This is a genomic window from Bifidobacterium sp. ESL1118, assembly GCF_058505595.1.
In genome coordinates, this window is the sequence record NZ_CP196371.1 from 248,074 (window position 1) to 259,788 (window position 11,715).

Annotated in this window: 9 protein-coding genes and 1 tRNA gene; 6 read left to right on the forward strand and 4 right to left on the reverse strand. The window is 58.0% G+C overall.

From position 1 onward, the window contains the following. Nucleotides 1-90: 90 nt before the first annotated feature. Nucleotides 91-1,962: an ABC transporter ATP-binding protein/permease gene (locus ACSYSS_RS00900; RefSeq protein WP_491703659.1), complete on the forward strand. Its 1,872-nt coding sequence runs from the start codon at nucleotides 91-93 to the stop codon at nucleotides 1,960-1,962. Then, complete coding sequence (gene cydC, locus ACSYSS_RS00905; protein ID WP_491703660.1) at nucleotides 1,943-3,739, forward strand: thiol reductant ABC exporter subunit CydC; 1,797 nt, start codon at nucleotides 1,943-1,945, stop codon at nucleotides 3,737-3,739. The genes ACSYSS_RS00900 and cydC overlap by 20 nt, the downstream gene beginning before the upstream one ends. 179 nt (nucleotides 3,740-3,918) lie before the next feature. Here cydC and ACSYSS_RS00910 read toward each other — a convergent pair whose 3' ends face one another. Continuing rightward, nucleotides 3,919-4,569, reverse strand: a complete 651-nt coding sequence (locus ACSYSS_RS00910; protein ID WP_491703661.1) for a CYTH domain-containing protein — start codon at nucleotides 4,567-4,569, stop codon at nucleotides 3,919-3,921. Nucleotides 4,570-4,786: 217 nt separating this feature from the next. Here ACSYSS_RS00910 and ACSYSS_RS00915 point away from each other — a divergent pair. After that, nucleotides 4,787-4,859 (forward strand) — tRNA-Arg (locus ACSYSS_RS00915). 166 nt (nucleotides 4,860-5,025) lie between these two features. On the opposite strand, the gene ACSYSS_RS00920 is transcribed toward ACSYSS_RS00915, so the two are convergent. The 3 genes from ACSYSS_RS00920 to ACSYSS_RS00930 are packed head-to-tail and all read right to left on the reverse strand — an operon-like array spanning nucleotide 5,026 to nucleotide 8,551. Further along, on the reverse strand, nucleotides 5,026-6,024 hold the full coding sequence (locus ACSYSS_RS00920) for a nucleoside hydrolase (protein WP_491703662.1): 999 nt from the start codon (nucleotides 6,022-6,024) through the stop codon (nucleotides 5,026-5,028). After that, nucleotides 5,996-7,072, reverse strand: a complete 1,077-nt coding sequence (locus tag ACSYSS_RS00925) for a LacI family DNA-binding transcriptional regulator (RefSeq protein WP_491703663.1) — start codon at nucleotides 7,070-7,072, stop codon at nucleotides 5,996-5,998. The genes ACSYSS_RS00920 and ACSYSS_RS00925 overlap by 29 nt, the downstream gene beginning before the upstream one ends. Before the next feature lie 9 nt (nucleotides 7,073-7,081). Further along, the gene (locus tag ACSYSS_RS00930) at nucleotides 7,082-8,551 is read right to left on the reverse strand and encodes an MFS transporter (RefSeq protein WP_491703664.1); all 1,470 of its coding nucleotides are present in this window, start codon (nucleotides 8,549-8,551) and stop codon (nucleotides 7,082-7,084) included. Nucleotides 8,552-8,822: 271 nt separating this feature from the next. Between ACSYSS_RS00930 and tmk the strand changes: the two genes are divergently transcribed. The 3 genes from tmk to ACSYSS_RS00945 all read left to right on the forward strand — a co-directional run bounded on the left by tmk (nucleotide 8,823) and on the right by ACSYSS_RS00945 (nucleotide 11,658). Then, nucleotides 8,823-9,470: a dTMP kinase gene (gene tmk / locus ACSYSS_RS00935; RefSeq protein ID WP_491703665.1), complete on the forward strand. Its 648-nt coding sequence runs from the start codon at nucleotides 8,823-8,825 to the stop codon at nucleotides 9,468-9,470. Between the two features lie 159 nt (nucleotides 9,471-9,629). Then, entirely contained in the window at nucleotides 9,630-10,994 is a 1,365-nt protein-coding gene (locus ACSYSS_RS00940) for a DNA polymerase III subunit delta' (RefSeq protein WP_491703666.1), read from the forward strand. Nucleotides 10,995-11,100: 106 nt separating this feature from the next. Beyond that, nucleotides 11,101-11,658 carry a YbhB/YbcL family Raf kinase inhibitor-like protein gene (locus tag ACSYSS_RS00945; RefSeq protein WP_491703667.1) on the forward strand — a complete coding sequence of 186 codons (558 nt, stop codon included), beginning with the start codon at nucleotides 11,101-11,103 and terminating at the stop codon, nucleotides 11,656-11,658. The last annotated feature ends 57 nt before the right edge of the window (nucleotides 11,659-11,715 follow it).

Below are 11,715 nucleotides of genomic sequence, written 5' to 3' on the forward strand. Positions count from 1 at the left end.
CATAGAAATCGTTTGATAATGTTGATGATGGCATAGCCTACGGGTTTGATGCTCGTTTGGAACCGTCGTTGTAAGGATCGTGTCGTAACCGTGATAGATAAAAGTCTTTTTACGTTCTCGGGGGTTCGCCGCAGCATGGCGCTACTCGCAACGCTGTCGTTTGTTCAGGCGTTCTGCATCGTGGGCCAGGCGTATGGGCTCACCTGGGGTCTGGTGGAGGTCTGGAAGCTTCACAGCCTGCGCACGTTGGGATGGCCTATCGTGATGTTCCTGGCCTGCTATGCGCTGCGTCAGCTATGCGACGTGGCCAAGCAGCATATCTCCGCCAAGCAGGGAGACGACGTGGTCGTTGAGCTTCGCCCGCGAATCCAGGAGAAGGTTTTCCGCCTGGGGCCTTCGGCGTTGGCTTCCCGCGGCACCGGCTCCACGGTGACCATGCTCATCGACGGGCTTGACGAGACCAAGAACTACGTGCAGATCGTGCTGCCGAAGATGCTCGACATGATGCTCATCCCAGTGGTGATTCTGGTGTTCGTATGGGCGCAGAACTGGATCAGCGGACTTGTGCTCTTGCTGATGTTCCCGTTGCTCATCTTCTTCATGGCCATCCTTGGCCTTGCCGCCCGTGACCGGTCAAACAAGCAATACGCCCAATTCAAGATTCTCAACTCCAAGTTCGTCGACAGCATCCTCGGCTTGCCTACGTTGAAGATGCTCGGCGTGAGCGACGATTACGAAGGCGAGATCTATTCGGTGAGTGAGCAGTTCCGCAAACGCACCATCAACGTCATTGCCGTGGCCATGACTTCGACGTTTGCGCTCGACTTCTTCGCCACGCTTGGTATCGCCATTATGGCCGTCTTTCTGGGCATCGGGCTGATCAACGGCACCATTATGCTCTTTCCGGCCCTCTTCGCGCTGATCATGGCTCCCGAATACTTCTTGCCGATTCGCCAGTTCGGTGAGAACTACCACGCCACACTCGATGGCAAGAACGCCATGGCCGATGTGATGAGTTTCCTCGGCACTCCGGAGCACAAGCCCAACGAAACCCTCGATTGGAACGGCTGGAAGAAGGACAGCAAGCTCACCATCAACGGCCTCGACTTTGCGTACGGTAACGATGGGCCGGCACAGGAGAGTGCTAGTGACGGCATCGGCAGCAATTCCATGGCTATGAGAGCCGTGGAACAGCAGCGTGACGATAAGGACGATAAAGGCGAGTCAGCTGGGAAGGTGGCCAAGACCCCGCAGGTGCCCGATGCATTGCACGATGTCTCTCTGACATTGAACGGCAATGAAAAGGTAGCTGTGATCGGCAAGTCCGGTTCCGGCAAGTCCACACTGGTCAATCTGCTGGCCGGTTTCAGCATTCCCCAATCCGGGAAAATCGAGCTGGATGGCAAGGAACTAGGCGATTTCAATGCCTCTGCATGGCAGAGCCATATCAGTTACATACCGCAGACTCCTTATATCTTCAGTGGGAGCATCGCCAGCAACATCCGGTTCTACGTTGAGAGCGCAAGCGACGAAGATGTGGCATCGGCGGCCAGCGCTGCAGGTCTGGATGATTGGATTGCACAACTACCAGAAGGCTTGCAGACCCTAATAGGAGAGGGACATCGCGGCATCAGTGGCGGTCAGGCCCAGCGCATTGCCCTTGCCCGCGTTTTGCTTGACAAGTCACGTGAAATTCTGCTGTTTGACGAGCCGACAGCCCACCTCGACATTGAGACCGAGTATGAGCTGAAGAAAACGTTGCTGCCGATCATGGAAGGTCATCTTGTCATCTTCGCCACGCACCGCCTGCACTGGCTCGCCGATGTCGACAAGGTGGTGGTGCTCGACCATGGCAGAGTGGTGGAGCAAGGCACTCCGCATGAACTGGTCGGGGCCGGCGGCCCGCTGGACTCGCTGATTGAAGAGATGGGAGGTAACCAGATTGACGGATACCGCAAGTGAAACTGTGAACAAACGCACCGACTATCGCAAGGTCTGGCAGGGCGACCACTGGTTCTGGCCGTACCTGAAGCACAACAAGGGCAAGCTTGCGCTCATCTTCTTCCTAGGTGTGATGACGTTCGTCTGCGGTGCCGGGCTCATGTTCACCTCAGGCTACCTCATCAGCCGTTCCGCGCGCAGACCGTACAACATCCTGATGGTCTATGTGCCCATCGTGCTCACCCGTGCATTCGGCATCGGCAGGCCCACGTTCAAATATGTCGAGCGCCTGCAGAGCCATGACTGGGTGTTGCACGTCATCTCCAAATTGCGTGTGCAGCTCTACCGCACCCTATCCAAGGACGCCTCGTTCCTGACCGAACACGAACGCACCGGCACCGTGCTGAGTCTGCTTGCCGATGATCTCGATCATCTGGAGAATTTCTACCTGCGCACCATCTTCCCGACCGTGGTGGCCTACGTCATGTGGGTTGTCGTCACCTTGGCAATGGGCGTGTTTTCGTGGGTCTCCAGCCTGTTGCTGTTTTTGATGCTGGCGTTGGTGTTGGTGCTGATTCCGCTCATTTCACTCACATTCTCAGATGGTCATTATCTGTTGGAAAAGGCGCGTCAGCGTGACGAATACACCCAGGTAACCGAAAGCTATCTGGGGCTGAGCGATTGGATTATCACCCATCGTGGCAAGGAGTTCGCCGGGATCGGTGCGGACGACTTTAAAGAGACCACGCGCAGCAAGGCCGCGCAGAAGCGTTTCGAGCGGTGGCGCAATTTTGCCATTCAGATGATCTTCGCACTCATCGCTGTCGCTCTTATGGTCGGGGCCGACCTGACCATGACCAGTTCCAAGTCGCTCGCCGATTTTGCCGCAGCGGTGGTGCTCGCCATCTTCCCGCTGGTCGACTGCTTCATCAACGTGGCGCAGGCCGCTGCAGAAGTGCCGTTGTATACGGATTCGTTGACCCATCTCAACGATCTGACCGACCGGGTGGAGGCCCGGCAGGTGGAGCCGATGGCTCAGCAAAAGCTGAATGGTCCTGTGGAATCCATCGATTTCAACCACGTCACGTTCTCATATGGCCCTGGCCAGCCGGTGCTGCTCGACGACTTCTCGTTGCACGTGGATCGTGGGCAGAAGGTGGCTCTGCTCGGGCCCAGCGGCGAGGGGAAGACCACCATCCTGCAGCTCCTGCTAGGCGATTTGCAGCCTCAGAGCGGGGCAATTCTGGTCAACGGCATTCCCGTCATGGCATTGCAGGATGAGCGAGCACGCATCTTCGGGTACCTGAACCAGCAGGCGTTCCTCTTCAACTCCACGGTCGGCGAGAATGTGCGGCTTGGTGTTCCCGATGCCAGTGATGATGACGTTTGGGCGGCGCTTCAGGCTGTGCAGCTCGACGACGTGGTGCGGACTTTGCCTGGCGGTCTTGACGCTTCCATCGAAGAATCCGGCCAGCGTCTTTCCGGGGGGCAGCGTCAGCGTCTGGCGCTTGCCCGCATTGTGCTCAAAGACAACCCGGTGGTGTTGCTTGACGAACCGACCATCGGCCTCGACCCCATCACCGAGCGTGAGGTGATGGCCACGATGATGCAGGCCGTGGGCTCTCGCACGCTGCTTTGGGTGACGCACCATCTGCAGGGCCTTGAGGACGCGGACAATGTGGTGTTCCTGGAGAACGGCCACATTGCCATGCAGGGCCGCCCTGCGGATCTGTACCAAGGCAATGAGCGGTTCAGAGAGTTGTATCGTCTGGATGTAGGAGACCTGGTCTCCCGCTGAATCAGCCTCACAGTCGTCCATGAACGTATGTTGTTGCCGTCCCCGCTGCGGGCCGTCCTGGCCAAGTCTTTGCACAAACGGCGACATACGTCTGTGGACGACTGCTCTTGCAGAGTCAGGTGCTCTCTTTTGAGAGGGAATATTGCAAACCCTGGGATTTTAGGTTAGTGGGAACGCACCTATTCCATGCGGTTGTGCCCGTAGATTTCCTCGAAATGAGGGCCCGTGGATTTCAGCTCCCGCATAAAATCGCCCTGCCACCCACTGAACGGCCGTGCGGCGAGGCCATCGTTGGAGAATCGCGCTTGATCGGTGATTTCGGTGACGCAGAAGTCAGGTATGACTAGGTTCGTGACGGGCCTGCTGCGTTTTGCCTCAGCAATGACGAGGGGGTGATTTGCCCCGCCAAAGATGTCGATATCCCAGCCGTCCTCGCCGATCCAAGCGTTGTAGCGGTTCTTGATGATGTCTGCGCCGCCGCGCCGGATGAGTTCGGCGGCGATGCCGGCATCGATGGGCATCTCCGCTTCATACCGTGTGCCGCCTACGGACGGCCCCTTCACCGTCACCGAGCCATAGGTGAAGTCGTCGCGGTGCCTGCTCAGCACTGTCTCCGGGTCGGTGTCGGGTGTCATCTCGATGCGCAGGCTATGGCTGATCAGACGCACCCGCAGCGCGTAGTTGTCGCTGTCCACGTAGTAGCTCTGTACGATCAGAGTGGGAGCGGAGCCGTCATCGAGCTCCGCTGGCATTTCATGGCAGAAAAAGCGCCGGTCATACTCAAATTCCTTGGCTTCGGGAATGCCATTCATCGCGTTCAAAGCAGTCATACCTTTATTCTAACGGATGCATCCGGTACAGCGTACGTTTCGTTCGCTGGGCGTGCATCAGTGGTCTAACTGTGCGAGGTTAGGGTTGCGGTCGTGCCGGATGTTCGTTGGGTGTGTGTCGGCGGACGAAACGTACGAATGGTGGCGGTATATCGTACTAGACCCTCGCCAATGTGTGGCTTTTGGTCGGGCGACGGTGTAGACTTAACTGCGCTGAGGGCTGGTAGCTCAGTGGATAGAGCGTCTGTCTCCGGAACAGAAGGTCGTGGGTTCGAATCCCATTCAGCCCACTTACAAGTGTTGGGAACGTTGGTGTTCCTGATTGTGATCGAATGTCTCTTCAGCAGTCTGTTTCATTGCACGATGAGGCGAAGGCCGTGAGCGTGTTGGCCGTGCTGTGGCCGTGTGGCTGCTGCAAGCGTGTGCCTCATCGTGACGTGTAGACTATATGTACTTTTACTGTGGCAATACGGTCTGAGCCCAGGTGCGGATGAGCGCCTCATTGTCTACGGCTGTGGCAAGTCGGACCTTCACCGGGCTGCTGGCATCTGCGGGTAGGTCTGGATTGTCGGCCAGATAGAGCTTGCCGTTTGCCCCAATCGAAAGCATCTGGGGCTTGATGCTGACCAAGTCTGGATTGCTCAGTGCGGCCAAGGCGACGAGGTCGTGAATCCACATGCCATCCACTGGCCTGGTGCGCTCGCTGAAGTCGAGCCAAGGGCTCAGCCAATCGTTGATGCTGGATTTCCAAGGTGCCCGACTGCCGTCCGCTTCGTTGAGCAGACGCTGCCAGGTGGCTCGTGAAAGACAGGTCGTGCGGGTCACATCGAGTGGCACGAGCGTCATCGGGATTCCGGATTCCAGCAAGGTACGTGCAGCCTGGGGGTCGACGGCGAAATTGGTGTCGACGAGGGAGCCGAACCCAATGGCGCCGCCCATGGCATAGACTGAACGAATGGCTGCCGCTGCTTTGGGCTGCGAGGTAATCAACGAGGCAATGTTGGTCATCGGGCCGATGGCTACAACGTCGACTGGGCCGTTGTGGCGCAGAATGTCTTGTGCAAGGTCCTCTGGCTGGCTGACCGGCGGAACGCTTGACATTGCAGCCTGAGTTGCCGGCGAATTCGCCTCCGTTTCGCTGCGCCAGGTCAATGGTGCATCATTCGAGGCGGCGGAGTTGAGTCTGTTGTCAATCCAATGTTGCCGGTCCCCGGTCTGTGGCCCGTCAGCGCCACGCAGCACTGTGACATTGTTGACTCCGATGGACTGGAGCAGGTTCGTGGCGCTGTAGTAGCCCAGGTCCGATGTGGTGTTGCCGAACACCGTCCAGATGGAGGCCAGATTGATGTCAGGATTGAGCGCGGCGTAGGCCAGAGCGATGGCGTCGTCGACGTTGGCTCCTGGAATGTTGTTGCCTGGGTCACAGTCAATGATCAATGGAATATTGGTTTGCATGAAGTTCCTTTTTTGACAGTGTCTTTGAGCTGCGCGTTGTTGATTCGTGGCACCCGCAGCTGCGTCCGATGACCAATTGTGGTTCCACCGCAATGACATCGCCACTGTCGTCTTGCGTGCCCTGGGTGAGGATCTCGGCGATGTTCATCGCCAATGATTCGTGGGGCAGCGTCACCGTGGTCAGCGCCGGAATGAGGTATTTCGAACCTAAGGTGCCATTCATCGAAACCAGAGCGATGTCGCGAGGCACATCGCGTCCGGCGTCGTGGAGGCCGGCGAGCATGCCGATGGCCTGCAGTTCGTTGGAGACGAATATGGCATCCGTGTTCGCGCTCACCTGTGCCGCCGCGTCATACCCGCCTCGGCGTGTATAGGGTTCGGTGATGATGTCACCTTCTTCAAGGCTGGCCTCCTTAACGGCTTCGCGCCAGCCCCGGATGCGCTCGCGGGAATTAAGGCGTTCCTTAGGCCCGCACACCATACAAGGGTGCTTATAGCCGTGGGAAAGCAGATGTGATGTGGCTATTCGCGCCTCGTCGAATTCACTCACGGCAACGCGTATACGGCGGCCGCTCTGATTGCCGCTGACGTAGCCTTTCGGCTGATTGAGCAGCACGGCGGTGCCGGGAAAGTCCGCGATGGCGTCCAGCGGCAGCGGCTGGTCGACGCCGTACCAGACCAGCCCCGCCACTTGCTGACGTTGGAAGGCCTCAAGCAGCTCGATTTGCCTGCTGGCGTCGTCCCCGCAGTCCCCAATGAGCAGTGTCTTTCCCTTGGCAAACAGACTGCGTTCCAACGCTTGGGCTATTTGGGAAAGGAAGGGATTGGTCATGTCGGTCACCAACAGGGCGAAGGTGTTGGTGTTGCCGTGAGCCAATGATTGTGCAATGCCATTGGGCCGGTATCCGGTGGATTTGATGGCTGCCAGCACCTTGGCTCGGGTCTGGTCGGAGACGTGGCGTGGGCCGTTGTTGATCACATAGCTCACTGAGGCTGTGGAAAGGCCTGCAGCCCTCGCCACGTCGTCTCGCGTTGGTCGTTTGCTCATATTGCAGGCTTATATGGCATCATCGACGAGTGTCAGGTCCCTTCCACGTGTTTCAGGTGCGAAGAAGGTGGTGATCAGGCCGATGGCCGCCATGATGCAGAAGTAGGTGGCCAGAGGTACCCATGAATTGGTTGCCGCCAGTAGGGCGGAGGCGATCATTGGTGCGGTGCCGCCGGAGAGAATCGAACCCAGCTCCTTGGCGATGGCCATGTGGGAGTAGCGGTATTTGATGCCGAAGAGCTCGACGCCGTAGGCTGCCTGCACCCCGAAGATGCCCAGCGAGCCCAGACACATGCCGATGATGATGACGACGCTCACCACCACTGGATTTGTTGTCTGCAGTGCCCAGAATGCCGGGTAGGCGTAGATGACCAGCAGAATGCAGAAGACGCGATAGACGATGCGCCTGCCGAACTTATCGGAGAGCCATCCGGCGAACGGGATGACCGCGAATCCGAGGATGGAGGCGATCATGACGGCGGTGGTGGGCACGGACTTCTTGACACCGAGCGTCACCACATAGCCGAGCAGGAAGCTTTGGGCAAGGTATGAAGGGCCGTTTTCTCCGATACGCAGGCCAAGCATGACGAAGAAGGCCTTCCAGCCCTTGTTGTGCTTTGTCTGTGCCTCCGGTTCATCCTGGTGTTGCTGCTCTGAGGCGGATAGGATGTTCGCTTCCTTCTTGCGCTTCTCCTGGTAGGCCAGGTAGGCCGGAGTCTCTTGCATGGACTTACGCAGATAGACGGCAAACAGGGCAATGAGCACGGAGAGCAGGAACGGGATGCGCCAGCCCCAGGCAATGAGTTTGTCGTGGGGAAGCATCAACACCAGCAGCCACACGCCGGAAGCCAGCAACGTGCCGGTGTTGGAGCCGACTCCGATGAGCGAGGCCACCAGCCCGCGGTGTTTGACCGGGGCGTATTCCGACAGCATCACAGCGCCGCCCGAAAGTTCGGCGCCGGCGCCGAATCCTTGGGTGACACGGCAGAGGATGAGCAGAATGGGTGCCCATATGCCGATTTGCTGGTAGGTGGGCAGGAGCCCGAGCAACGTGGTGGAGACGCCCATGAGCAGCACGGTGAACACCATGACGAACTTACGGCCGTGTTTGTCGCCGACGCGACCGAGCACGAACGCCCCGATGGGGCGTGCGATGAAGCCAACCGCGTAGGCGGCAAATGAGGAGAGTAGGGCGATCACCGGGGTCTGGCCAGGGAAGAAGAGCTCGCCGAACACCAGGCCTGCTGCCAATCCGTACAGTGCAAAGTCAACATATTCCATTGTGGTGCCCAGCCAGACCGAAACGATGTTGACCCAGAAGTTCTTGCGCCCTGTTTTGGTGCGCAGGTTGAGGTCAGCGGCCTGGTCTGTGCTTTCTTTGGGCGACACTGAGTCGTTTGCCTTGTCGATTGGCTGGGAATTGGCCTTCTTGTGGTGTGAGTCGTCTGGTATGTCTGACGAATCATGAGGCGATGTCATGTTTCCTCCTTGTAAACGTGCAGCATCAACTACTGTGATACTGTGACAAATCGATAGTATTCTGCGTTTCTATGCGCGTAGCTATCGAAAACAGAATAACACAAAATTGCATAATTTAACCATTCGGCCTGTCGGATAAGGCAGTGATAACGGTTCAGACTACAATCGTGGCATACCTTACGGTTTCATGTCCTTCGATGGCGGAAGCGGCTGCAAACGCCTGAGGATGCTGGCTTTCAGCCAGATTCAGCTCGCGCGCTAACCTTGAGGTATGAGTGGGTTGTTTATTTCGTTTGAAGGCGTGGACGGCGTTGGAAAAACCACACAGGTGGAGCGTCTGAGGCGCTATGCAGAGTCACAGGGGCGAGAGGTCGTGGTGACGCGTGAGCCGGGTGGCACAGCGTTGGGGCAGAAGTTGCGTGAATTACTGCTTCGGGAGCACGGCGATGCCCAGGATGCAGCCTGCGCCAATGAATCTGCCGATATTGCGCCGCGCGCCGAGGCGCTGATGTTCGCCGCGGACAGGGCCCAGCACGTGGCGGAGGTCATCGCTCCGGGGCTTGCGCGCAATGCCGTGGTGGTTTCCGACCGGTACATCGACTCTTCGCTGGCCTATCAGGCTGGTGGCCGCGAACTGACGGTGGGGGATGTGCGGCGCTTGAGCCTTTGGGCCACGAACGGTCTCATGCCGGCGCGTACGTACCTGCTTGACATGGACCCTGCGGCTGCGCATAGCCGTCTGACGCATAGTGCAGACCGAATGGAGTCGGCAGGGTTGCAGTTCCAGGAGCGCACGCGCGAGGAGTTTTTGAATTTGGCGGGTGAGGAGCCTGAACGCTTCCGCGTGGTCGATGCCTCGCAGGGCGTCGATGCGGTGTGGCAGACGATTAAGTCTGATCTCAGTGCATTGCTGCGTTAGTCGCTGCGTTGATTTAATCCGCTGGGCCTCAGGGGTGCGGCTCGAAACAACAATATTGCAGATGGTTCCGCCGCAATATCTCCAACCCCGTATGATGGGAGTAAACGGTAAGCGGCGCAAGATGCGTAAGTGGTGGTGGACGCAGGAAGAGAGGGTGCAATGAGCGTGTGGAACGCGATGGTCGGGCAGGACCGTGTGGTTGCGCAATTGAGCGCCATCGCCGCTGGCGACCCAAAGGCGCTCGCCCAGTCATGGCTCATTTGCGGCCCTCCGGGGTCTGGTCGTTCGAATATGGCTAAAGCGTTCGCTGCTGCGCTCGAGAGCCCAGACCATGGGCTGAGTGACGAGCCCACCCGCGTCACCCGTGAGGTGCTTGCCGGCACTCACCCGGATGTGACGGTTCTGACGACCAACAAGGTGACCATTGGCATTGATGAAGTGCGTGGCCTCATCGAGGCTTCGGAGCAGACTCCAAGCATCTCGCCGTGGCGCATCATCATCATCGAGGACGTGGACCGCATGTTGGAGCGCACCACCAACGTGTTGCTTAAAGAGATTGAGGAACCCAGCCCTCACACCATCTGGCTGCTCTGTGCACCGAGTGCCCAGGATGTGCTGCCAACCATTCGTTCGCGCACGCGTGTGGTCAATCTGGCGATACCGCAGAGTGCCGATGTGGCGAAGTATCTGCATTCGGAGTATGGAGTCGAGCCTGCGCTCGCCAGTCGTGCCGCTAGGCTTTCCGAGGGCCATATCGGTGTGGCAAAGCTCTATGCCGGTGTTCAGGGAAATGGGTTGGACGGTGTTACCGGTGGTACAGATGCTGGCACTGGTGCCAGCCGGAGCGGCATTGGGCAGACAGTCAAGGGTTCAGAAGGTCGCAATGAGGGCGCATGGAACCAGAGTGGCACCGTGCGGAGAGCCAGGGGCAAGGGGCGGTCTGCAGCTAAGTCCGGAGCCAAAAGTCGCAAGCAAAGTACGGCGGAACTTGATCCGTTGCGGGTGTTGCATGATCGCGACAATTTGGTTGTAGCCGTGCTTTCCCTCGCTCGTGCCTCGGACGCCGTGTTACTGGCCGATCGGCTGATCGACAATGCCAAGTCTCAGGCGCAGGTTGATATCGAAAAGCAAGTCGCAGCTCAGGAGCGGGCGTTCCGTAGTGACAACGGCTTGAGCGACGATGACCGCATTCCCTCGCAGCTGCGTGGTGCCTTCAATGCCATTGGCAAAAAGGACGAAGTCAAGCGGCGCGTCACTCGCCGTAGCCGCGATGTGCTTGACCGCGCGCTCAACACCATTGCCAGCATCTATCGGGATGTTTCGGTGATTCAGAACGATGCCGAAAGTGCTGCGGGTTTGGTGAACCTTGAAAACCGAAGCGCTATAACCGACTTATCAGTTCGACTTACGTGTGAGGCCGCCGTGCAGCGTATGGATGCCGTTGCCACTGCCCGCCGCCGCTTGAACGGGAACGGCAACCAGCTTTTGGATTTCGAGGCCCTGTTTTGTGCGCTGATTCCTTGAGTCGACAGTCCTTCTGTCTTGCAAGACCAAATCCAGCAGGAGTTTTCATGTGTGGTGACGAGTGGTGGGAATCTGGCTCGTCACAGCGCTGAGCGATACTTGAAGCATGAGGATTTTAGCTGATTTCAAGGTTATACCCGATGCATACACCGGTGCAGCCGCGTTGGCGGACAAGATTAACGGCACGCCGGTGGTGTCGTTCCCATTCGACATCGATTCATTGAGTCCACAAGCCCAATACCTTCACTGGCAGCTTGTTGACCCCGATTCCATTCCGGTCTGCGGATTTGCTTGGATTCACTGGGCTGTAGCGAACGTGCCGGTGGATGCGCTCATGTATGATTTCAACGATTCGCAGGCTTTGCAGATTCCTCCTGATTTTTCAAGGACATTGCCCTCAATGATTCCGGAAGCATTGCAAGGGCGTACGTCCGCTGCCAGCAAATTCGTGGGGGCTAGCGATCCCGCTGTGACCATGCATTACAATGGGCCCACTCCTCCGGACAAGCCGCATGGCTATGAGCTGGCTGTTTGGGCTACAGCTGAGCCGCTGCCAGGGCTCAGACAAGGCTTCTGGCTCAATGAGCTGGAACATGCCATTGACCGTTATTCCGGTCCTCTCGACGCTTCAGGGATTGTTTTGACGGGTAATCCCGCTAAATAGCAATTCAGCTGGTGAGGCTCCCGCTTCATCGCTGTAATTGTTGATTTCTCTGAGACT